We start from the raw sequence: 22,695 nt of genomic DNA on the forward strand, positions 1-22,695 counted from the left end.
TTGGCTGACGGGCAGCAGTGAGGGGCGGCATTGCCGGATGGGCCGCCCTCTATGCTTGTGCGCTAATGGTTGAGAAAACCACGTGCGCGATTATCGGCGGCGGCCCGGCCGGCATGGTCCTTGGTCTGTTGCTGGCTCGAGCGGGCGTCGATGTCACATTGCTGGAAAAGCACGGCGACTTTCTGCGGGACTTTCGTGGTGACACCGTGCATCCGACGACCATGCGGCTGCTCGACGAGCTCGGCCTGTGGGAGCGTTTCCAACGCCTGCCCTACACGGAGGTGCATAGCGCGACGTTCGAGAAGGATGGCCGCTCGGTCACCTATGTCGACTTTGATCGGCTGAATCAGCCCCACCCGTTCATCGCGATGGTGCCGCAGTGGGACCTACTGAATCTCCTCGCGGAGGCGGCACAAGCCGAGCCCACGTTCTCGTTGCGGATGAACACCGAGGTCACCGGGCTGCTGCGGGACGGCGACCGGGTGATCGGCGTGACCTATCGGGGACCCGATGGCCCTGGCGAACTCACCGCCGAGCTGACCGTTGCATGCGATGGCCGGTGGTCGATCGCTCGCCATGCAGCCGGTCTCAAGACCCACGAATTCCCGGTGAAATTCGACGTGTGGTGGTTCAAGTTGCCCCGTCACGAGAAAACGAAGTACTCATTCTTGCCGCGAGTGGCTCCCGGCAAGGCGTTTGCGGTGATCCCCCGCGAGGGCTACTTCCAGATCGCCTACATCGGGCCCAAGGGCGCCGACGCCCAGTTGCGCGAGCGTGGGGTGGAGGCTTTTCGGCGCGACATCGCCGAGGTGGTGCCCGAGGCGGCCGACTCGGTCGATGAGCTGGCATCCATGGACGACGTCAAGCATCTCGACGTCCGGGTAAACCGGCTGCGTCGCTGGCACACCAACGGGTTGCTGTGCATCGGCGACGCCGCGCACGCGATGTCTCCGCTGGGCGGGGTCGGTATCAACCTTGCGGTTCAAGATGCGGTGGCGGCCGGCGCGGTATTGGCCGAACCGCTGCGGCAGCACCGGGTGACGGACAAAGATCTGGCGGCCGTCCGGCGGCGTCGGGCGTTTCCCACCGCGCTAACCCAATCCGTGCAGCGGATCTTGCAGCGACAGTTGCTCGGGCCACTCTTGCGCGGCGCCGATCCCTCTCCGCCGACGGCGGTGCTTGCCATGCTGCAACGGTTGCCGTGGCTGTCGATCCTGCCCGCCTACTTCATCGGCGTCGGCGTACGGCCCGAACACGCCCCCGCCTACGCCCGCCGCCCACCCGACCACCGCGATGGCTGAGTCTGCGCCTGCAGCACCGCTGCGTTTCGGCATCCTGGGTGCAGCTCGAATCGCGCCGATGGCGTTGATCAACCCTGCCAAGGCGAACGCCGAGGTCGTGGTAACGGCGGTAGCGTCGCGCGATAAGTCGCGGGCACACGCCGTCGCAGCCAAACACGGCATCGCACGCGTGCACCAGAGTTACCAGGCGCTCCTCGCAGACACCGCAGTCGACGCCGTTTACATCCCGTTGCCGAACGGGTTGCACGGTCAATGGACCACAGCGGCATTGGCCGCCGGTAAGCACGTGCTGTGTGAAAAGCCGCTCACCGCCAACGCGACCGAAGCCAGAGCCATCGCCGAACTGGCGGCAATGTCGGACCGGGTAGTGATGGAAGCATTCCACTACCGCTACCATCCGCTGGTGCTACGGGTTGAGCAGATCATCGCCTCGGGCGAACTGGGCACATTGCAGCGGGTAGAGGCGAGCATGTGCTTTCCGCTGCCGAAGTTCTCCGACATCCGCTACAACTACTCGCTGGCCGGAGGGGCATTGATGGATGCCGGCTGCTACGCCGTCAACATGGTCCGCACGTTCGCTGGTGCGACGCCGGAAGTTGTTGCGGCACAAGCTAAACTCCGTAGCCCCGAGATCGATCGGGCAATGACGGCCGAGTTGCGATTTGCTGGCGGGTGTACGGGACGGGTCCGCTGTTCGATGTGGTCGTCGGATCTGTTAAATATCAGTGCGCGGGTGGTCGGCGATGCCGGTGAAGTAAGGGTGCTCAATCCCGTAGTGCCGCAGCTTTTCCACCGTCTATCGGTGCGATCCGCACGCGGCAAACGGACGGAGCGTCTTCCGCGCCGAACGTCGTATTCCTACCAGCTCGAGGCCTTTGCTGACGCGGTCCTGCGTGGCCAACCAATCAAGACGACCCCCGAGGACGCTGTCGAGAATATGACCGTCATTGACGCGATCTACCGTGCCGCTGGACTCCCGCTTCGCAACCCCAGCAAAACGTCGTCCAGTTGAGAAACCGCGACACGAACGCCGGGAATCGGCGACCGCATGGGCACATGGCTAATCGCTTTCGTGACGAGGCGGGATGTAGGCGGACGTGGTGATCTGCGTTGTTGCTGGCGCCCGCCGGAGCCGACGGAAAGGCCTGGGTGGGGAGCCGGGCGCGGGTCCCCACCCGGCCGGGCACACGAGGTTACAGATACCCGTAGCAGGGGTACTCCTATGACCGATTGCGGTCTGTTAGGCCGGTCTGACCCGGAACTCGCCAAGTCAACTCCCGGGTCCCGCCGGATCGGCCGGAAGGGGGCAGAAATGAGCGCCAAGAAGATCCACGTCAAGAAACTCGCTGGAACCGCGACTCTGGCCGGTGCGTTGAGCCTTGCAGCACTCGGGTTCGGCGCCGGTACGGTGCAGGCAGATCCCGGACCACGGATACCGGGTCCGCCGGGCCCGCATTTCGACGGTGGGGGCAACTGGCGCCCGCTGCCGCCCGGGCAGATCAAGAAGGTCTGCCCTTGGCAGTCCCCACCCGGTCACTGGATCGGTGGGCCGCACGGGGTTCCGTGTACCTGATCGGTCGCAAATGCCGCAACGGCCCCGGGCCGGCGTGCTTTCCTGGGTGGGATGGTTGCGGCTAGCACCCCCAGATATATCGGCGGCGGTCATCGGTCAGCGTGCCGAAACCGGTTGCTAAGCCGGCGGGCGAATGTTTGCCCAATCCCGATGCCGGTGCGGATAGCCTGGGAAAATCAACGAAACGCTATGCAGTACAGGCAGTACAGTCGAAATCGTTGCCGCTTCCGGACCCGTCGACGCCCAACACTGTCAGCATTCCTGCTGCCGCCTGTTGCCAGGTGAACATTTCGGCTCGGCGTCTTGCGCAGGCCCGACGGACATATTCCGGCCGGTCGACAATGGCGCGCACCGCACGAGCGATGGCCACGGGATCGTTGTCGGCGAGTGCGCCGCTGTCTGCGGTGACGATCTCGGTCAACGCCGATGTGCGCGAAACCACGGCCGGGGTGCCGCAGGCCAGCGATTCGAGCGCGGCAAGCCCGAATGTCTCGTGAGGTCCGGGGGCGAGCGTGACATCGGCACAGGCCAGCAACGTGGCGACGGTGTGTCGCTGGGAGATGAAACCAATGAAGCTGATGGGTAATGAGGCTGCCTGTCGTTGCAGCTTGGCGCGCAGTGGGCCTTCGCCGATGATGATCAGTCGGACGTCGACGCCGGCGTCACACAACGCGGCGACCGCCCCAATGCTGCGATCGACGTGCTTCTCCATCGACAAGCGGCCACAGTGCATCAGCAGTAGCTGCTCCGGTGTGGCAAAGCGTTGGCGCACCAGGGCGCTGCGTCGGCTCGGGTGAAAGGTCTGCAGGTCGACGCCCAGTGGCACGGTGAAGGTGTTTTTCGCCTCGACACGGTCGAACTCTGCACGCGCGAAGACGGTGGTGCACACCACGGCATCGTAATTCGCGGCGGTGCGCCTGTTCGCGAAGTCGGCGAACCTGCGGGCGGCTCGATGCGGCAGCACCTGGCCCGCGAACCGATCAAGACGTTCGTGGGAGATCATCACGGTTGTGACACCGCGTTCGCGGCCCCAGCGCCCCAACGACCGCATCGTGAGCCGGTCGGAAACCTCCAGAGCGTCCGGTTGCAGCGCTGCCAGCAAGGTCCGCACCGGTCCCGGCCGTACCGCACGGTAGCCCCCAGTGAATGGAATCAGCTTGGCGGGCACACTAATTCGCACGACACCCGTTTGGAGACGGTGCCATGCGGCATGCGGAGCAGGAACGATCAGGAATACCTCATGACCGCTGGCACAGTACTCCGCTCCCAGCCGGTCGACCGCCGTGCGTAGTCCGCCCGAACGCGGTCCGTAGAAGTTTGCCACCTGAACGACACGCATACCGTGAGAAAAACCGGCGACCGTGTGCGGTCATCGAGTTAGAACCGACCGGAACCTGAACAGTCCGTGAAATTCTGCCGGGGAACGCCGCAACCAAAACTTCACTGCGAGCTGCGGTCGGGACCTCGGCCGATGCCTAGCGCGATGTCGCCGCCCAATCGGCGGACTGGAGTGAACTAGCCGGGCTTTTTGAGGTGCGGCTCGAGCATCTGATGCCATGCGCGGGACATGTTCTGGAATTCATCTTCGCAATTGCTGGCCCGGTCTTCGGGAAGGTCGCCGGAGGCGACCATAGTGGCGTTTGACGCCGGATCGGATCCGTAAATCCAGCACTCCCAGTTGTACATGCGGGTGATGTCCATCGAGTGGCCGTCCCAGAAGGGCAGCTCGTTGGCGTCGCCGTCCTCTTTCGCGTTCAACTTCCAGTCCTGGGCGGTATTGATGGCGATGCGAACCCCGTTGGGGTAGGGCCTCCCATCCGCGCCGGGGGCAAGCAGCATGAACGCCGACAGTTGATCGGCCACGTCCTCCTCACGTCCGGTGAACGCGAGCTGGTATATGGCCAGAGTGGCATGACCCAGCTCGTGATAAAAGCCCGACGTCGTGACGTCGACGGCGGCCATCACCGGGTCCGGATTGCCGTTGTTGGCGAACCTTTGCTCACTTTCCTGAATGTCTTCGTAGCACAGTTGTATCTCGTTGACACTGGGGTCCCAGTAATCGTTGGCCTCACCGCACTGCTTACCCACCACAGCGACGTCGTAGGGCAGATTCAAGATGTCGTTAACCTGTTGCGCGACGGCCTCCAAAATCTTGGCGTCTGCCATGAGTTGGCGGCCTTGTTGTGCTTCTGGAGTTGAGGCGTCTTCATACCGAGCGGTCATGGTTCCCGCCGGCGCGGGCTGGGTCGGCTGGGCTGGCGGTGAAGCCTGGCTGGACGCTTCGAGCGACGACGGGTTGTCGTCGGCGCGGCGAGCCGACCCACCACATCCGGCAGACAACACGAGGACAGAACAGATCGCCATGATACCGACAGGTCTTCTCATTGCGCTGTCCCTTCTGTGACACGCTCGCGCCCGCGACAACGCATGTCCTCGGGTGTGCAGAACGGTACGGCACTTGCACCATTGGCAGGCGAAATTCCGGCTCCCGGCTAAAACATCGTGCGGTTCGACGGCGAATGGCCACCCCGAGCCGCTGAGTCAACCCCACCGGTGGGCTACGCGGCGAACCGCAGCGGCAGCGCAGAAATGCCAAAAGTTGCTGATGGCCAAACTATTTCGGGTGTGAACCCGGGCGCCAGTTCGAAGTTGGGTATGCAACGCAGCCATTCCCCGATGACGAGTTCTAGCTCCATGCGGGCCAGGTGTGCACCAAGACAGCGGTGAGTGCCGCCGCCGAAGCCCCAGTGTCGGTGAACCTTGCCGTCCATGACCACTTCGTCGACCGAAATCGCGTCGCTGCCGTCGCGGTTGATTGCTCCCAGACACAGCCACACCCTGGCACCGGCCGGGATCCTGGCACCCGCGACAGTGACTTCTTGGGTCGTCACCCGCGGCACGACCGGTGCCGGCGGCTCGAGCCTGACCATCTCTTCAACGAAAACGGCAATCTGATCCGGCATTTCGATCAGCAAATCGCGCAGCGATGGGCTTTGGGCCAGCTCGAGTAGCGCTGTCCCGATTGCGGAGGTGACGGTGTCCAGACCGGCGAGCACGAAGACGTAACTGAGCCCGAGGGCTTCCTCGTCGTTGAGCGGATCATCGCCCGTCAATACCTGCGACAAGATATCGGTGCCGGGGTTGCGCCGATGCTCTGCGATGGCCTCGATGAGGTATGCGGTGAGTTCGAGCGCTGGGGTCAGGTCGGCGCCGTCGAGACTGTCCAGCAGGCCGAGATCGATGATGGCGTCTTTCCAGCGAATCAAGAGATCCCGATCTTCCAGCGGCAGACCAAACAGCGTCAGGAACACCTGCGACGGGTAGGGAATTGCCAGATCCGACATCACTTCGCACTCGTGTCGGCTGGCGATCGCTTCGATGATCTCGATCGCTTGGGTTCGTAGCGAGGGCAGTACACCGTGGAGTGCGTGCGGGCTGAAGAAAGGTTGCAGAATTTTCCGAAATCGAGTGTGTTCGGGCGGATCGAATGCCAGCGGGACCAACGGCAGCGGACTGCCCAGGATATCGAAGGCACTCTTGGACGAATAAATGTCGGGATTGCGAAGCGCGCCGAGCACATCTGCGCGCCTGGTCAGGTAGTAAAACCCGTCGCCGAACACGACCGGACCGGCCGCGCGTAAGGCCCCCCAGCCGGTTCCCCGGTCGGCGGCCATCGGCAACTCTGCGTAGACAACGTGCGGCACGTCGACGGTCATACCAATATCTCACCGCGGATTGGCCGCGAGGTCACGAAGAATTTCTGCCCAGCTGTGGTGTCGGCGTCCCGCCGCGACCGCGTCGGGAGGCTGCGGCAGCGCACCACTCCCGTTGTCTGCCAACTGGCTTGCTGCCGTGCCCACGTCCGCACCTGGGACGCGGATTCGTTCTTGAGGTTTCGGTGCCCAGAACACACCCAGAACATACTGTCTCGTGGCGGTCTTTGGGCTCGATCTTGGGTGCTCAGGGGTTGGACAGCAGCAACATGCCCCGCCCGCCGGCAGTCGACTTCGGGAAGGCGCTTTCGTGGGAGCCGTAGTAATCCCGTTGCGTAGTCCTCACGGTGTCGATCACTCGACCCGTGGCCTTCAACCGGCCGGGCAACACCGGTAACACCGGGGGCCTGGACACCGGCAGCGGCGCGGGATTGTTGAGCATCCGGCGACCCGAGAGTGCGCGATGCGGGGATGACCTGACTGGGAATAGTGCGTTTGGCCACGCTCCTCGATGGCGCCCAAACAAGATGTTTATCGTTGATGTGATCTGGGAACACCAGCCGCACGGACGCGGGCAGGCACGTCCCAATTTGTGGTGCGATGCGCCTTATCGTCAGGGTTTCCAACTCCGCTGCGATCATCAACATTTAACTCGAAAAGGCTTCTCAGGGGCTGGATCCCGGCGTTCGTGGTACCTAGACTTTGTGGGCGGGGGAATTTCTCAGATAGTACTTAAATCATCTAGTCGGGTGGGGCGGCCGTGGAACGACTTAGTGGGCTTGACGCATTTTTTCTCTACCTGGAGACGCCGACGCAGCCACTGAATGTGTGCTGCATATTGGAGTTGGACACCTCGACGATGCCGGGCGGCTACACGTACAGCCGCTTCCGCGCCTTGTTGGAGCAGCACGTGTATGCGGTGCCCGAGTTTCGAATGAAGCTGGCTGACAACCAGTTGAACCTGGATCATCCGGTCTGGGTCGACGACCAAAATTTCCACCTGCGTCATCACGTCCGGCGGGTGGGGGTCCCCTCGCCGGGAGGCCGGCGCGAGCTGGCGGAGGTCTGTGGGTACATCGCCGGACTGCCACTGGACCGCGATCACCCGTTGTGGGAGATGTGGGTGATCGAGGGCTGTGCCCGTAGCGGCTTCGTGGCGCTGATGCTCAAGGTTCACCATGCCGTTGTCGACGGGGTCGCCGGGGCCAACCTGCTGGCGCACTTGTGCAGCCTGCAGCCCGACGCGTTGCCTCCTCGGCCCGCGCCGGGAGCGGGCGCCGGCAATCCACTGCAGATCGCGGCGAGCGGGTTGAAAGGGTTTGCATTGCGCCCGTTGCGATTAGCCACGCTGTTGCCGTCCACGATGGTCACGTTGGCGCAAACGCTAATGCGGGCGCGCGACGGCCGCACCATGGCCGCGCCGTTTTCCGCTCCGCCGACCCCTTTCAACGGCACCGTCAGTCGGCACCGCAACATCGCCTTCACCGAACTGGATCTTCGCGACGTCAAGCGAGTCAAAGACCGCTTCGGGGTGACAGTCAACGACGTTGTGGTGGCCTTGTGCGCGGGCGTGCTGCGGCGCAGCTTGCTTGAATCCGGCGCACTGCCCGACACCCCGCTGGTTGCGACGGTACCGGTGTCGGTGCACGGCAAGTCTGACCGGCCCGGACGCAACCAGACCACGTGGATGTTTTGCCGGGTCGATACCCAAATCGGTGATCCCGCCGAACGGATCCGCACCATCGCAGCGGGAAACACCGCTGCAAAAGACCACACGGGCGCCATAGGCCCCACCCTGCTCCACGACTGGACCCAGTTCGGCGGCCCAACGATGTTCGGCGCGGCCATGCGGATCCTGCCGCACATTCCGATGTCGTCGAATCCGGCTTACAACTTGATCCTGTCCAACGTGCCGGGCCCGCAGGCGCAGCTGTACTTCTTGGGATGCCACCTCGACGCCATGTATCCGCTCGGTCCGATCCTGGGGAGCGCGGGACTCAACATCACCGTGATGTCACTCGACGGTGGACTCGGGATCGGTCTCATTTCTTGCCCCGACCTGATCCCCGATCTGTGGGAGTTGGCCGACGGATTCGCCGACGCGCTCAAAGAATTGCTGGAGTGCGGTGTCGAGCGCAACGGCAGGCAACCGTCGGACTCCGGGCTGCCTCCGATCGGCCACTGACCGGATTTCCGTCGCGAATCCGACAGCTCACTTGTCTGCACGACATGCCTGGTGGATGTCGCACATAATGCGTATGCGGCACCGACCTGCGTCCTAGGCTGTCCGGGACCGCAGGAGGGTATTTGACCATGCAACCCAACCAGCTCGACCCAGTCGCGAGCGAACGGCTATCCCACGCTGCGAGGGTCTTCACCTCTGATCTGTCGATCAACGAGTTCGCGCTCCTGCACGGCGCCGGATTCGAACCCATGGAGCTCGTCATGGGAGTTTCGGTCTATCACGTGGGCTATCAGTTCACCGGTCTACGGCAGCAGTCGGAGCTCCCGGTGCTCACCGAAGCGACCTACCGTGCTCGCTGGAATGCGATGTCGCGCATGCAGGCCGAAGCCGATGCGGTGGGTGCGGACGGAGTTGTTGGGGTCCGCCTCGACTGGCGCCATCAGGGGGAGGGGCAGCATCTCGAGTTCATTGCGGTCGGGACCGCCGTGCGATACAGCGCCAAACCTGGAGCATTTCGCCGCGCAAACGGGCAGGCATTCACCAGTCACCTGTCCGGCCAGGACTTGACCACATTGCTGCGATCCGGATTCGCCCCGGTCGCCTTCGTGATGGGCAATTGTGTTTTCCACATCGCGGTTCAGGGCTTCTTGAAAACACTGAGCCAGGTTGGTCGCAACGTCGAGATGCCGCAGTGGACGCAGGGCAGCTACCAGGCCCGGGAGCTGGCGATGTCCCGTATGCAGGCCGAGGCCGAGCGAGACGGCGGAACCGGGGTCGTGGGTGTGCATTTCGCCATCTCGAACTATGCGTGGGGACATCACACGGTCGAGTTCTACGCGGCCGGAACCGCGGTGCGTCGCAGCGGCGAACCGCAAAGCATCAGGCCGTCGTTCGTCCTCCCGATGAGCGATTGATGACCGGCTACGACCAGCAGCGAGTGAGTCGGGCCGTGGGGGCGGCCTTGGCCGGCCCCGGCGGAGTCGGGATGGTGGTCAAGGTGTTCTGCGCGGTTCCCGGAGTCGTCCATCAGCCGGCCCGACGTGGATTTTTTAGGTCGGAACCCGAGCGCATCTTGATCGGTGACTGGCGTTACCAGGTCACCGCGGATGGCCGCCTGAGCGCGGCGCATCTGGTGAACGGCATCGTGCTGGCTGAAGAGATTCTCGCCGCCACAGCGGTTGGCCCACACATCGCCCACGCACTGGCCAAGGTGGTCAACCACTACGGGCTCACCATCGTGCCCAGCATCGATGCGGCCGTGGAGATGCTGGAAACCTTCGGAGTCGGCGGAAATTAGGACGCCCGGTCCGCGGGCGGCGATTTCTGCTTGTCCCGCCGGCGGCCGAGCACCGTTGTGGCCGCGGCGCGAATCACCCCGCGTGCCGCGTAGCCGGCGGCCACCACCGCCAGCACAATCAGCAGGATGAACGTCGGCAACCAATTGGCTCGGCTGTGATCGACGTTCCACCACACGATCGCGAACAGCACCACACACAGCAGGAGCACGATGTCGCGCCAATTACCCTGGTAGGACGCGGCGGCTCGGCGCAGCGCCCGACTCTTGTCGGACGCTTCCACCAACTCATCGATGCGCGCATCGATGGTGCGTTGCAGTTCCGCCCGACGTTGGGTCGCCTCCGGTGGCAGCCGGTCGAGTAGGTCCATGTCCTGCTTGATGAGCCCGCGGTAGTCGGGGCCTTTGAACTGCCCGGCCGCAACGGCCAGCATTACGCCACCAAAAACCGGCGCGCTGTCGAGCGCGAGTTGTCCCAGGCCCACCAAGCTCACTCCCTTGTTCGGTTCATCCAACGTCGGCTCGGTAGAGGATCGCCGAACTTCGGCGACGGAGCAACTTCTCGCATGCCCGTGCCCGTGCCCGTGCCACCGGCATGGTAGCCAGTGCGGCGGTCTTATCAGCCCGGACTCGGCACGGGCCGAATATGTTCCGTCGTTTCGGGGCGAATAGGACGGTGATGTGGGCGGCGGGATCGCCACCAAAGTCGAAACGCGCCCGCTAGCATGCCGGGAATGGCTGGAGTAGAGGTGCACGGGCGGCGTACCAATCGGCGCGGTCTGGCAACGCGCGAGAGCATGTTGGCGGCCGCGCTGCGATCACTAGCCTCCGGTGATCCGGGGGCGGCTTCGGCAAATCGGATCGCTAAAGAGTGCGGCGCGACCTGGGGTGCGGTCAAGTATCAGTTCGGGGATATCGACGGATTTTGGGCTGCGGTGCTGCACCGCACGGCAGAACGCCGCGGCGAGCTCCCATCGAACGCCGTCACCGATGGACCGTTGCGGGAGCGAGTTGCCCTCATCATCGACACCCTGTACGCGGGACTGACATCGACACATTCCCGCGCGATCGAGACGCTGCGCAGGGCGCTGCCCAACAACCGTGAGGAACTTGAGCGCAACTATCCGCGTACCGCTGCCGAACTCTCCTCATGGCAGCGCAGCTGGGCACACGCCTGCCAAAAGGCATTTGCCGGCCTCGACGTCGATCCAAACCGGGTAAACGAAGTCGCCGCGTTCATCCCGGGAGCGATGCGCGGCATCACCTCCGAGAAGCAACTCGGGACCTACTCCGACCTGAACGAGGCCCGCCGCGGGTTGACCAACGCGATCGTCTGCTACCTCGAAAACTCGGGAATCCGCTGAGTTTCGGGATTCGAACGGACTGCCGGCGGGCAGCGACATCCGCCGATCAGGAGGCCGCCGAAGACCGCCGACGAGCCCGGGGCGGAGCCAGGTTACGCGCCGCATCGGTGGGGCTTGCCAGCTGTGGGTAGGCGATCGCCGGCCCGATCCATCGAGTGAGGAAGCGGCGAGGGTCGGCGCTGCCGCGTGGCGGTCGGTCACGGTCGACCAGAAATGAGTGCAACAACCGACGGCGTCCGGATTCGGGCAGGGCGGTTACCGCGGTGGGCTGCATCGGCAGCTGCGCGACCGATCATCATGACGAAGAGCCCGCCGTTGTTGCCATCGACATAAGGAAATTCCTTAGCCGCCACGGTACTTTCCGGCTTTCAGGCAACAGATGCGCCGAGGATGAGGTTGACTGCCTCCTCGAGCTGTCCGGCGATTTCCCGGTAGCTCAGGAACCGTGCCGTCATCAGCGCGCCCGCGAACGTCATGTGCAGTGTGGACTTGACCGCGCGCGGCCAACCCGGGCCCAGCGCAGCGTTGATCCGGCGCGCGACCTCCTCGCTGATCTGATCACGCAGCGGCGCGACGGCAGGATCATCGGCCATCAGTGCCGTTCCGCACGCAGCGGTGAGCTCGGGTTCGTCGGCGACCACAACAGCCATATCGCGCATCGCGGCGCTTACCCGTGTCTTGGTCGTGTCGTTGACATCCGTATGTAGCGGTAGCTCACGCAGAAACCTCAGGTAGACCGCCGCCACCAGTGCGCTCTTGGAAGGAAAGTAGGTATAGGCGCTGGCCGCCGAAACCCCGGCGCGAGAGGCGACTGCACGCATCGTCAGGTCGGCGTACGACGAATCGCGCAGTTCTTCCAACCCGGCGTCAAGGACCTTGCGAATCGTTTGGCCCGGTCGACGATCCGAACGGCGGCCGACACCTGCGCTCTCCGCGGCGGTCATTCGAGTTGCGGGACCGCTGCGTGGGGACACCGCCTTTCTAGACATCCGTCCAGTGTAGGAACCCGAACCATCGGCAACAACATGGCCGTAAAACATGATCGGAACTAATCTTTGTTGAGCAGTAGGGCATGTCGGGTCCGGCGTGGGGTGAGCATCGATCCATTTGCCGCCTCGCGCGAGTCCGAAACGGACTGCTGTCCAGAAAAAGGGGATAGCGCGAGTCGTCGGATGCGGGCACAACGGTTTGCTGCTCGGGTTGCGAGCCGCACCGGTCCTGGTAGGCGTGTTCCTATGCTTGTCCAATTCCGCACCGCGAGGATGGGTCTGGACGTGCGCAGAGGGCCGACCGACACAAACGCACCCTCGACCATTTCCGGTGGCCGACACCGGTATCCAAGGGGACTTCCCACATCAACGATCGCGCGATCCATGACCACCGATGGGCGGGACATCGCGCGTCGGCGACCAGCAGCCATTGCGGCGCCGGCCAGTTCGGGTGTGTACCCGGGCACAGCACAGCCGGTCGGGTGCACACCGGACGGTGATCCGGTCGCGTTCGCCGATGAGATCCGCGTGCTCATCGGCAACCGAGGTGGTCTGAAGCTCACGACTGTCGGGGGACTCGGGTACCGCAGGCGATCTCCCGGCTAAAGCTGTTGAATGCTTTAGTAGTTCACCTGCTAGACCGTGGAGCAACCCATCGCTTAGGGCAGCAACCCGCTCCCTTGACCCCAAGTAGCCGGCAGCAGCGGCGCCGCCAGGCCGCAGTCGGGACCCGCGGTCTCTAGCAGAGTTAAGCCACTACCGAGCGTGCCGCCCGCCCTGTCTATAGTCCCGGCGAAACCGAACGCGCCAGCACCGCGGGCGCCAGTCTGCACTGGTCCGCCGAGCGGTACGCGGTGCTGTTCGGTCGGATGATCCGCCACAATGGCGGAATCACATGCGGGGCGCACAGCACGCCCGCCGCCGCCTCCCCCAACCGGAAGCGGAAGGGGTCGGGGTGGTAACGCCGGAACGTAAGACCGCTGTGGAGCCAACGAATTCAGGGCAAACGGCGGCTCATCGGGCTCCAACTCCGCTGGACCATCCCAGACCCAAAACGGGTCGTCGCAATCCGAATCATGTACCACGTCGTATCCCAGCCGCCAACCCAACTCCTGTTCGTCCCATCCCAGCATCGGTCCATTGTCCGCACGCCCGCCAAGCGACGGCGAAGGCGATGGGGACGAGTCCGGCGAGAACGGCTGACGCATGGCCTGCCGGGGTTCGGCGTGCGCCTGACCAACGACCGGTTCTATCCCCAACGGGGGTGGGGCCGCCGCCACCGCCGCGGTACACGTTGCCTCGTAAACAGTCATTGCGGTAGCGGCCCGCTCCCACATCGCCGCATAGTGGGCTTCGTTGAGCGCGATCAAACCCGTATTGACCCCAAAAAAGTTCGTCGCCACCAATACCGTGCGAATCTCCTGGTTTTCAGTCAGTTCCGCCAACGTCGGCATCATCGCCAACGCGCTAACGTACGCCGCTGCGGTGGTCTCCAGAAGCGCGGCCGCCATCAGGTAGTCAACGGTCGTTTTCGTCAGCCATGCCAGATAGGCTGCGCAGGCGGCCGCGAAACCGTCGGCGCCGCGGCCTTCCCACACCCCAGCGTGCACCCAACCCAGCAGCTCTTCCAGCTCGGAAACCGCCCTCGCATGTTGATCGCCCAACGACTTCCACTCCGTCGCCGCCGACAACAATGGGCCGGGCCCCGCACCGGTGCTGAGCAGGGCCGAATGCACCTCCGGCGGCCAAGCCGCCCAAAATGACACGGCCATCAACGACCACCCGAAGCTACCCAAGCCCCCGACGTGTCGCCGCTGGCCGCAACGTCGACCGCACAATGCCGCAAATTCCTCAGTCCCTTCCGCGGCCAGCGCAGGTTCAACCCCCGGCGCTCGACCTCCCGCGCTCCATTACCACGCCGGATCGGCTACCGGCATTACCGCTGCAATCGTCTGTGTCACAACAGCTTTGTTGTTGTCACCCAGCGAGCGATCGCCGCATCCAGCACCGTACTAGACACCCCCACAGGCCCGGAACAAACCCCAACGTGTCGTTCATCCGGCAAGTGCACCTGCCTGAGTCCGTGGCAGATAGAACTCCGCCCGTGGGCGAGAACTTCCGGTGGAGCCAAACGTCTCGTCCCGCACGCACGGACCGCGACCTGGTGCACTGGCGAAAGATGCTCGAGGACGAATCCGCAAGCCGGGCTCAACGGGCATGTGGTGGCCAACGTCGACGACCACGGTCAGTCCTACCGGATCGTTGGCCGCGCCAGTGTAATTCAAGAAAATCCCGCCGGCGCCCGTACGGCCCCGGAACATGGTCAGCACCCCGAGAAGATACTCCTGGAGATCGATGTCGATTTGCGACGACAGCACACGTGCCGAGGACCGTAACGCCGTACTCTGATGCCGCCCCGTCAACCGACCGCCTCTGCCTTGCGGGCGGCGATCTTGGCGCGCACTTCGGCCATGTCCAGCGACTTCATCTGGTTGATCAGGTTTTCCAGCACTGCCGGCGGCGTTGCGCCGGGCTGGCTGTAAACCAGTACACCGTCGCGGAACGCCATAATGGTTGGAATCGAGCGAATGCCGGCCGCGGCGGCCAATTCTTGCTCGGCCTGAGTGTCGACTTTGGCGTGCAGCACATCGGGATGGGCGAGCGCCGACCGATCATAGGTGGGGGCGAACGATCGGCAAGGACGGCAATGCGACGCCTAAAACGCTACTAGTACAAGGGAATTAGTGGTAACTGCGGCTTCGAACGTGTCGTGGGTAAGATCGACGGTTGGCGCTTTCCGTCCTTTCGTTGCGGAATACTGCTCTGGTGGAACGGATACCCGATGGGGTATATTCCGCTGTAAGCAACACTAGCGATATATACCCCCCCGGGTACTATGCTGGACAGAACCAACGAGACGGGAGGATCTACCGTGATCGGCGACGAGGACAGCATGGTGGCGGTGCTCAATAGGCTCCGCCGTGCCCAAGGGCAGCTTGCCGGCGTGATTGCCATGATCGAGCAGGGCCGTGACTGCAAGGACGTGGTTACCCAGCTTGCCGCGGTGTCACGCGCGCTCGACCGCGCTGGATTCAAGATCGTTGCGACGGGGCTCAAGGAATGTGTCGCAGGTGCTAAGGCCGACGGCGCGGCGCCGCTCAGTGAGGCCGAGTTGGAGAAGCTGTTCTTGGCGCTGGCCTGAACATGCCCGACAACACCCAACAACACGCGAAAACCATTGGAAATGATGGAGGCATCGGTTATGACTCTCGCACTATCGACCACGCTGCGTACCAGCTTTGACGAGGCGGTCAAGCGCACTCGTGAGGCGCTGGCGGAGCAGGGCTTTGGCATATTGACCGAGATCGATGTGAAAGCGACGCTGAAAGCCAAACTTGGGGAGGACATGGAGGACTACCTGATTCTTGGCGCGTGCAATCCGCCGCTGGCCCACCGCGCGCTAGGGGTGAATCGCCAGATCGGCACGCTGCTGCCGTGCAATGTTGTGGTGCGGTCGGCCCCCGAGCAGGCCGGCGTGATGCTTATCGAAGCGATGAACCCGCAGATGTTGGCCGACGTTACCGGCGAACCGAAGCTCGTCCCGATTGCCGACGAAGTTACGGCCAGGCTGCAGGCGGCCATCGACGATCTGAAAAGCACGGACTCCAACGAATAGTCGCAGGCGTCAGCGCGCCCCGACGCCCGGCGCCTTCCCCAAATACCCATAGGGGTATAGTTGCGGCCATGTCAGACCAACATCATCACGAGGTTCTCGAGGAGTTGCTGCCCCAACATCGCGCGTTGCGCAAACAGATCCCCGAGGTCTACAAGGGATTTGCGGCCTTAAGTGGTGCCGCGTTCGCCGACGGGGTCCTCAGCCGCAAGGTTAAGGAACTCATGGCGATGGCCATCGGCGTCGTACAAGGTTGCGACGGCTGCATTGCATCGCACGCCCAAGCGGCGGTGCGTGCGGGCGCCACCGTCGAGGAGGCGGCCGAGGCGATCGGCGTGACCATCCTCATGCACGGCGGACCAGCCACCATTCACGGGGCACGTGCGTACACCGCGTTTTGCGAGTTCGCGGAGTCCGAGTCCGCCTAGCGTTTGCGCCCACCATCTGCGGTCGCATGCTCGGCACTTTTCCCGACGGCTGAAACGTTCCGCGACCGTCTAACGAAACGCATGGTAGGTCGACCGGAAATGCGCGGTGCGTCGGTCCGATAGCGATACCCTTTGCCGAGGGTTCAATGGTGACCGGGCGACCGCCGGGTTTCCGTGAGGTGGTGGGAGGTCCCGATGTCGTATCTCATCGCAGCGCCAGAGATGGTGGCTGCGGCGGCAACCGATCTGGCCAATGTCGGTTCGTCGATCGGCGCGGCCAACGCCGCCGCCGCTATTCCGACGACCGCGGTGCTGGCCGCCGGCGCCGATGAGGTATCGGCGGCCATTGCCGCGCTGTTTGGTGCGCATGCACAGGCATATCAATCGCTGAGTCAGCAGGCCGCACTATTTCACGAGCAATTTGTCCACACACTCACGGCGGGAGCGAGTTCCTACGCCCTTGCCGAGGCCGCCAACGTCTCGCCGCTACAGGAATTGCTCAACCTGATCAACGCGCCTACGCAGGCAGTGTTCGGACGTCCGCTGATCGGCAACGGCGCAGACGGGGCGCCGGGAACCGGGGAGAGTGGCGGTAACGGCGGGTTCCTGTATGGCAACGGTGGCAACGGTGGCTCCGGGGCGACCAACCAAGCCGGTGGCAACGGTGGCAGCGCCGGTCTGTGGGGCAATGGCGGCAACGGCGGCGCCGCCGGTAACTCCACCGTTGCGGGTGTTAATGGTTTCAACGGCGGCGCTGGGGGCAACGGTGGGCTGCTGTGGGGCAATGGCGGTTCCGGCGGGGCCGGAGGCAACGGGGGCGGCGCTCCACTGGCGGGTTTTGTCGGCACCAGTGGCGGCAACGGCGGCAATGGCGGCGGCGCTGGATTGTTCTATGGCTTTGGCGGTGCCGGCGGCACCGGCGGAGCCGGTGGGGTAGCGCCGCCCACCGCGGTCGGGCAGACCATCCTCTCCGCGGGTGGTGTCGGGGGCACCGGTGGAGCCGGCGGCGGTAGCGCGGCGCTGTTCGGTTTCGGCGGCGCCGGTGGCGCCGGCGGTACCGGGGGGCTCAGCGACTCGACCACCGAGACCGTTGGCGGCTTCGGGGGCATGGGTGGCCTGGGCGGCCAGAGCGGTCTGGTGGCCGGCGCGCCGGGTGCCGGCGGAGCGGGTGGCGCGGGCGGCGCCGGTGTCGGAGCCTTCGCGAACCCCGGCGGTCACGGTGGCTCGGGCGGTGACGGCGGCGCCGTCGGGTTGTTCGGCGACGGTGCGGCCGGCGGTGACGGCGGGGTCGGCGGGGACGGCGCGGCCGCCGGGATGGACGGCGGTAATGGTGGGGTCGGCGGTCTCGGGGGTACCGGCAGCCCCGGTGGTCTGTTGTTGGGCGTGGGCGGCGCCGGCGGAGACGGCGGACTCGGCGGCGCCGGCGGGGTCGGCACCACCACCACCGGCTATGCGGGTTCCGGCGGCTTTGGCGGCGCCGGTGGCGATGCACAGCTGCTCGGATTCGGTGGCGCCGGCGGCGCTGGTGGAGGGATCGGCAGCGGTACCACTGCCGCGACGCCGGTTGATACGCAACCGGTGGGCGGTATCGGCGGCAATGGCGGTCGGGCTGGCCTGCTGTTCGGTGTCGGCGGCGCGGGCGGTAACGGCGGAGCGACCAGCACCAACGGAGTGCTCTATGCCACCGGCGGCAACGGTGGCGACGGCGGCGTGATCTTCGGTTTCGGCGGGGCCGGAGGAGCAGGTGGAGCAGGTGGCGGCACCAGCGTCGGCGCCGGAGGTAACGGCGGCGCCGCCTCGGCGTTCTTCGGCAACGGGGGTGCCGGCGGGACCGGCGGTGCCTACGGCCAGGGTGCGGGTGGCGCTGGCGGGTCGGGCGCGCTGTTCTTCGGTAGCGGCGGTGCGGGCGGGAACGGAGCCCCGGGTGGCAATGGCGCGGGCGGTAGCGGCGGAAGCGCTGTGCTCATCGGTAACGGCGGTAACGGCGGCAACGGTACCGGTACGGGCGTTGGCGGTAGTGGCGGATCGGGAGGGCTGCTCTTCGGCCAAAACGGGACGAATGGAACGCCCTAGCCAGGACCCCATCAGATTGGCCTGGCCAAGGGGAATCTGCCCAAGACTTGGCAACTTTGAAGGCAAATCGCACATAATGCTGCTTCCCTGACTGAGCTCGGTGAGGCAACACCGCCGAACCTCTGTCGGAATGGTCCGCGTGTCAGTAGGGTGACGGCGTGCATGAGGTAGGTCGCGAGCAACGTACCGACAAGCCGGTGAGGCTGGATGTCCAAGGTCGGCTGCAGCGGTACGAAGAAGCGTTCGCCGACCAGGACGCGCCGTTTGCGTTTGTCGATCTCGATGCCATGTGGAGCAACGCCGATCAGTTGCTTTCCCGCGCGGGGGACAAGCCAATTCGGGTAGCGTCGAAATCGTTGCGTTGCAGGTTATTACAGCGCGAGATCCTGGACTCCCGGGAACGTTTCGACGGTCTGATGACCTTTACGTTGGCGGAGACCCTCTGGCTGGCCGGCCAGGGTTTCGACAACCTGTTACTGGCCTATCCGACGGCCGATCGGGCGGGACTTCGTGAGCTCGGTGAGCTGACGGCTGCGGATCCCGAGCGGGCACCGATCATCATGGTCGACAGCCTCGAACACCTCGACCTGCTCGAAGCGGCTACAGCCCAACCGCTCCGACTGTGCCTAGACCTTGATGCCGGTTACTGGCGAGCGGGTGGCTTGCTCAGGATCGGCCCCAAACGCTCCCCACTGCACACGCCCGAGCAGGCCCGAGCTCTGGCGGTGGAGATCGAGCGCCGACCGTCGCTGAGGTTGGTGGCACTGATGTCCTATGAAGGTCATATCGCCGGGTTCGGCGACAATGTGTCAGGCAAATTCGCCCAAAATGCCGTTGTGACGTGGATGCAGCGGCAGTCGTTTGCGGAGCTACGTGAGCGTCGCGCGCGCGCCGTTGAACTGGTGCGCCAGGTCGCCGACCTGAAGATCATCAATGCCGGCGGCACCGGCGACCTCCAGCTGGTTGCGCAGGAGCCGGAGATCACCGAAGCCACTGCCGGCTCGGGCTTCTACGCGCCCACGCTGTTCGACAGCTATTCGACCTTCAGCTTGCAACCAGCGGCAATGTTCGCGCTACCGGTGTGCCGCCGTCCCAACGGAAACACGGTGACCGCGCTCGGGGGCGGCTACCTGGCCAGTGGGGTCGGCGCCAAGGATCGCATGCCCACGCCATATCTGCCTAGCGGGCTGAAACTCGATCCTATGGAGGGCACTGGCGAGGTCCAGACGCCGTTGTCCGGTGCCGTCGCCCGGTCGCTTAGGGTTGGCGACAAGGTCTATTTCCGTCACACAAAAGCCGGCGAACTGTGTGAGCGCTTCGACCGGTTGTATCTGGTTCGAGGCGCTCGGATCATCGACGCCGTCCCCACCTACCGCGGCGAGGGGTGCACGTTTCTCTGATGGTCGATTCTCTGATGACCCAACCGCTCTCGACTGCATGACTGGTCCGGCTGGTGACGAACCCGCGCGACAAGGAGCTGCATTATGACTGCGACCACCCCCTCGCCAACAGAGCTGGCCACGATGCGTCAGGTCATCGAGGCCCTCGCCCCTATTGAACGTGCTGCCGGCGAGCCCGGTGAGCAGGAATCGGCGGCCCGGATCGTTGAATGGCTCAGCGCTGCCGGGGCACGGCATGCACGGATCGAAGAGGAGCAGTTCTACGACGGCTACCCGCAGCTGCACGCCACGTTGTCGGCGATTGGAGTCGGTGCCGCGATTGCCGGCCTGCTCAGTCGCCGCTTACGGGGCATTGCAGCGCTGGCGGGTGTGGGTGCGGGACTGGCCATCGCCGACGATTGTTCGAACGGAGTGCGCGTCGTGCGCAAGACCCTTCACAAATCGCGAACGACATGGAATGTGGTAGCCGAAGCCGGTGACCCGGCCGGTGCACGGACGGTGGTGGTGTGCGCCCACCACGACGCCGCACACAGCGGAATGTTCTTCGAGCCCGGCTATCAACGGTTTTTTGTCGAACGGTTCCCGGGGATCGTCGAGCGCATCGACACCTCCCTGCCAAATTGGTGGCCGTCGATCCTGGCGCCGGCCGTCGCCGGCCTCGGCGCGTGGCGGCGCAGCCCCAAGATGATGCTCGCGGGGGCGGCCATGAGCGCGATCGGAGTCGCGGCGTTTGCCGACATTGCTCGCAGCCCAATTGTCCCGGGAGCCAACGACAACCTGTCTGCCGTCGCGCTGATCGTCGCACTGGCCGAGCGGTTACGCGACCGCCCGGTGGAAGGCGTGCGGGTGCTGTTGGTATCGCTGGGCGCAGAGGAGCAATTGCAAGGTGGCATTTACGGTTTCATGGCGCGCCACAAGCCGGAACTGGACCGTGACCGCACCTATTTCCTGAATTTCGACACCGTCGGGTCACCCGAGCTGATCATGCTCGAAGGCGAGGGCACCACGATCATGGAAGACTATTATTACCGGCCGTTCCGCGATCTCGTGATCCGCGCCGCCGAGCGCGCCAATGCACCCCTGCGACGGGGCATGCGGTCGCGCAACAGCACCGATGCGGTGATCATGAGTCGTGCGGGCTACCCGACCGCCTGCTTCTCGTCGATTGACCGCCATAAGGCGCTTTCGAATTACCATCAGATGTCCGATACGCCGGACAACGTCAACTATGAGACGGTGACGCACGCGGTCACCGTGGCCGAGTCGGTAGTAAGGGAGCTAGCGCATTGAGCACGGTGTGGAGGAACTGGGCCGGCGAGCAGTATTGCGCGCCGTCAGAGATTGTCCGGCCAACCTCGGAGGACCAACTGGCGGAGGTTGTCGCAAAAGCGGCCCAGCGCGGTGAGCGGGTGCGTGCCGTCGGCACCGGGCATTCGTTCACCGACTGCGCGTGCACAGACGGCGTGATGATCGACATGACGGGCATGCAGCGGATCCTCGAGGTGGACTCTGCGGCCGGGTTAGCCACAGTCGAGGGGGGCGCCAAACTGCATCCGCTCTTCGCGCAATTGGCCGAGAACGGGCTTGCGTTGGAAAACCAGGGCGACATCGACAAGCAGTCGATCACGGGCGCCACCGCGACTGCGACACATGGGACCGGAGCGCGCTTTGCCAACGTGTCAGCACAGATCGTGTCGCTGCGGCTGGTCACGGCGTCCGGTGACGTACTGACCCTGTCGGAGGGCGACGACTACCTGGCCGCGCGGGTATCCATCGGCGCCCTCGGGGTCATCTCACAGCTCACCCTCAAGGTCGTGCCGTTATTCACGTTGCACCGCGACGACGAACTGCGGCCGCTGGCGGGCACACTGGACCGTCTCGACGAACATGTCGACAGCAACGACCATTTCGAATTCTTCGTGTTCCCCTATGCCGAAACCGCGCTGACGCGCACCACCCGGCGCAGCGACGAGGAGCCTCGGCCGACGCCCGCGTGGAAGCGCAGGATCGGCGACCATGTGGAAAACGCCGGGCTGAGCCTGATCTGCCGTACCGGTCGGCAGTTTCCTAGTGCGGCACCGAGACTGAACCGTCTGCTAACGAGCCTGATGTCGCCATCGAGCGTCCAAGACCATGGTTGGAAGGTGTACGCGAGCGCACGCAACGTCAAATTCACGGAGATGGAGTACGCGATTCCGCGCGAGCACGCGAGGACTGCAGTCCAGCGTGTCATCGACTTGGTACGCCGGCGCAAACTGCCGATCATGTATCCGCTCGAGGTCCGCTTCAGCGCTCCCGATGATGCGTTCTTGTCCACCGCTCATGGCCGGGACACCTGTTACATCGCCGTGCATCAGTTCACCGGTATGGAGTACGAAACCTACTTCCGCGCGGTGGAAGAGATCATGGACGAGTTCGGCGGACGGCCGCATTGGGGCAAGCGGCACTATCAGACCGCCGCCACACTTCGCGACCGGTACCCCGACTGGGACCGCTTCGCTGCGGTGCGCGACCGCCTCGACCCCAACCGCGCGTTCCTCAACAACTACACCCGGCGAGTGCTCGGTCCCTGACCGGAGCGACCAAGGCCTGACGTATCAGGGCCAAATTCATTGACCGACTTGCCGGATGCGGCGACCGCGTAGCGCTTGCAGGCTACCCGGGCTGCGAATCGACCGCGGTCTGGCGCTCCGTGAACCGCA

At 64.5% G+C, this 22,695-nt stretch carries 21 protein-coding genes and 1 pseudogene; 14 read left to right on the forward strand and 8 right to left on the reverse strand.

Annotation, left to right across the window (positions count from 1 at the left end):
- The first annotated feature begins 65 nt into the window (after positions 1-65).
- The 3 genes from MB901379_RS11655 (at position 66) to MB901379_RS11665 (ending at position 2,874) form a co-directional block, all read left to right on the forward strand.
- A complete protein-coding gene (locus MB901379_RS11655) occupies positions 66-1,301 on the forward strand; it encodes an FAD-dependent oxidoreductase (protein ID WP_158016838.1) in 1,236 nt (411 codons plus the stop codon).
- Positions 1,294-2,313, forward strand: a complete 1,020-nt coding sequence (locus tag MB901379_RS11660; protein ID WP_158016839.1) for a Gfo/Idh/MocA family protein — start codon at positions 1,294-1,296, stop codon at positions 2,311-2,313. The genes MB901379_RS11655 and MB901379_RS11660 overlap by 8 nt, the downstream gene beginning before the upstream one ends.
- A 300-nt stretch (positions 2,314-2,613) precedes the next feature.
- A complete protein-coding gene (locus tag MB901379_RS11665) occupies positions 2,614-2,874 on the forward strand; it encodes a hypothetical protein (protein WP_232022055.1) in 261 nt (86 codons plus the stop codon).
- A gap of 187 nt (positions 2,875-3,061) precedes the next feature.
- On the opposite strand, the gene MB901379_RS11670 is transcribed toward MB901379_RS11665, so the two are convergent.
- The 4 genes from MB901379_RS11670 to MB901379_RS11685 all read right to left on the reverse strand — a co-directional run bounded on the left by MB901379_RS11670 (position 3,062) and on the right by MB901379_RS11685 (position 7,029).
- Entirely contained in the window at positions 3,062-4,213 is a 1,152-nt protein-coding gene (locus tag MB901379_RS11670; RefSeq protein ID WP_158016840.1) for a glycosyltransferase, read from the reverse strand.
- Positions 4,214-4,389: 176 nt separating this feature from the next.
- Positions 4,390-5,259, reverse strand: coding sequence for a DUF4344 domain-containing metallopeptidase (locus MB901379_RS11675; RefSeq protein WP_158016841.1), 870 nt, complete (start codon positions 5,257-5,259; stop codon positions 4,390-4,392).
- A 173-nt stretch (positions 5,260-5,432) separates the two neighbouring features.
- Complete coding sequence (locus tag MB901379_RS11680; RefSeq protein ID WP_158016842.1) at positions 5,433-6,590, reverse strand: cytochrome P450; 1,158 nt, start codon at positions 6,588-6,590, stop codon at positions 5,433-5,435.
- 244 nt (positions 6,591-6,834) lie between these two features.
- The gene (locus MB901379_RS11685) at positions 6,835-7,029 is read right to left on the reverse strand and encodes a hypothetical protein (RefSeq protein ID WP_158016843.1); all 195 of its coding nucleotides are present in this window, start codon (positions 7,027-7,029) and stop codon (positions 6,835-6,837) included.
- A gap of 318 nt (positions 7,030-7,347) precedes the next feature.
- Between MB901379_RS11685 and MB901379_RS11690 the strand changes: the two genes are divergently transcribed.
- The 3 genes from MB901379_RS11690 to MB901379_RS11700 all read left to right on the forward strand — a co-directional run bounded on the left by MB901379_RS11690 (position 7,348) and on the right by MB901379_RS11700 (position 10,069).
- On the forward strand, positions 7,348-8,772 hold the full coding sequence (locus MB901379_RS11690) for a WS/DGAT/MGAT family O-acyltransferase (RefSeq protein ID WP_158016844.1): 1,425 nt from the start codon (positions 7,348-7,350) through the stop codon (positions 8,770-8,772).
- A gap of 128 nt (positions 8,773-8,900) precedes the next feature.
- On the forward strand, positions 8,901-9,686 hold the full coding sequence (locus MB901379_RS11695) for a heavy metal-binding domain-containing protein (protein ID WP_158016845.1): 786 nt from the start codon (positions 8,901-8,903) through the stop codon (positions 9,684-9,686).
- A complete protein-coding gene (locus tag MB901379_RS11700; protein ID WP_158016846.1) occupies positions 9,686-10,069 on the forward strand; it encodes a DUF5073 family protein in 384 nt (127 codons plus the stop codon). Before MB901379_RS11695 ends, MB901379_RS11700 begins: the two co-directional genes overlap by 1 nt.
- Here MB901379_RS11700 and MB901379_RS11705 read toward each other — a convergent pair.
- Complete coding sequence (locus MB901379_RS11705) at positions 10,066-10,500, reverse strand: hypothetical protein (protein WP_408632377.1); 435 nt, start codon at positions 10,498-10,500, stop codon at positions 10,066-10,068. The genes MB901379_RS11700 and MB901379_RS11705 overlap by 4 nt on opposite strands.
- 363 nt (positions 10,501-10,863) lie before the next feature.
- Here MB901379_RS11705 and MB901379_RS11710 point away from each other — a divergent pair, with 363 nt between their 5' ends.
- The gene (locus tag MB901379_RS11710) at positions 10,864-11,430 is read left to right on the forward strand and encodes a TetR/AcrR family transcriptional regulator (RefSeq protein WP_162334469.1); all 567 of its coding nucleotides are present in this window, start codon (positions 10,864-10,866) and stop codon (positions 11,428-11,430) included.
- 368 nt (positions 11,431-11,798) lie between these two features.
- Here MB901379_RS11710 and MB901379_RS11715 read toward each other — a convergent pair whose 3' ends face one another.
- The 3 genes and pseudogenes from MB901379_RS11715 to MB901379_RS11730 form a co-directional block, all read right to left on the reverse strand.
- On the reverse strand, positions 11,799-12,374 hold the full coding sequence (locus tag MB901379_RS11715) for a TetR/AcrR family transcriptional regulator (RefSeq protein WP_158019118.1): 576 nt from the start codon (positions 12,372-12,374) through the stop codon (positions 11,799-11,801).
- 704 nt (positions 12,375-13,078) lie between these two features.
- Complete coding sequence (locus tag MB901379_RS11720; protein WP_158016848.1) at positions 13,079-14,191, reverse strand: PPE domain-containing protein; 1,113 nt, start codon at positions 14,189-14,191, stop codon at positions 13,079-13,081.
- Between the two features lie 647 nt (positions 14,192-14,838).
- Positions 14,839-15,270: pseudogene (locus MB901379_RS11730) on the reverse strand (thioredoxin family protein).
- An 81-nt stretch (positions 15,271-15,351) separates the two neighbouring features.
- Between MB901379_RS11730 and MB901379_RS11735 the strand changes: the two are divergent.
- The 7 genes from MB901379_RS11735 (at position 15,352) to MB901379_RS11765 (ending at position 22,566) form a co-directional block, all read left to right on the forward strand.
- Entirely contained in the window at positions 15,352-15,621 is a 270-nt protein-coding gene (locus MB901379_RS11735; RefSeq protein WP_158016850.1) for a metal-sensitive transcriptional regulator, read from the forward strand.
- A gap of 60 nt (positions 15,622-15,681) precedes the next feature.
- Positions 15,682-16,095 (forward strand): DUF302 domain-containing protein, encoded by a 414-nt coding sequence (locus MB901379_RS11740; RefSeq protein ID WP_158016851.1) that lies wholly within the window; start codon positions 15,682-15,684, stop codon positions 16,093-16,095.
- A 68-nt stretch (positions 16,096-16,163) separates the two neighbouring features.
- On the forward strand, positions 16,164-16,520 hold the full coding sequence (locus MB901379_RS11745; protein WP_158016852.1) for a carboxymuconolactone decarboxylase family protein: 357 nt from the start codon (positions 16,164-16,166) through the stop codon (positions 16,518-16,520).
- A 195-nt stretch (positions 16,521-16,715) separates the two neighbouring features.
- Complete coding sequence (locus tag MB901379_RS11750; RefSeq protein WP_158016853.1) at positions 16,716-18,593, forward strand: PE family protein; 1,878 nt, start codon at positions 16,716-16,718, stop codon at positions 18,591-18,593.
- 158 nt (positions 18,594-18,751) lie between these two features.
- Positions 18,752-19,993: an amino acid deaminase/aldolase gene (locus tag MB901379_RS11755; protein WP_158016854.1), complete on the forward strand. Its 1,242-nt coding sequence runs from the start codon at positions 18,752-18,754 to the stop codon at positions 19,991-19,993.
- Between the two features lie 84 nt (positions 19,994-20,077).
- A complete protein-coding gene (locus MB901379_RS11760; protein ID WP_158016855.1) occupies positions 20,078-21,283 on the forward strand; it encodes a M28 family metallopeptidase in 1,206 nt (401 codons plus the stop codon).
- Positions 21,280-22,566: a D-arabinono-1,4-lactone oxidase gene (locus MB901379_RS11765; protein WP_158016856.1), complete on the forward strand. Its 1,287-nt coding sequence runs from the start codon at positions 21,280-21,282 to the stop codon at positions 22,564-22,566. The genes MB901379_RS11760 and MB901379_RS11765 overlap by 4 nt, the downstream gene beginning before the upstream one ends.
- Positions 22,567-22,695 lie beyond the last annotated feature (129 nt).

Origin of the sequence: Mycobacterium basiliense, assembly GCF_900292015.1 — a bacterium.
Taxonomy (GTDB): Bacteria; Actinomycetota; Actinomycetes; order Mycobacteriales; family Mycobacteriaceae; genus Mycobacterium; species Mycobacterium basiliense.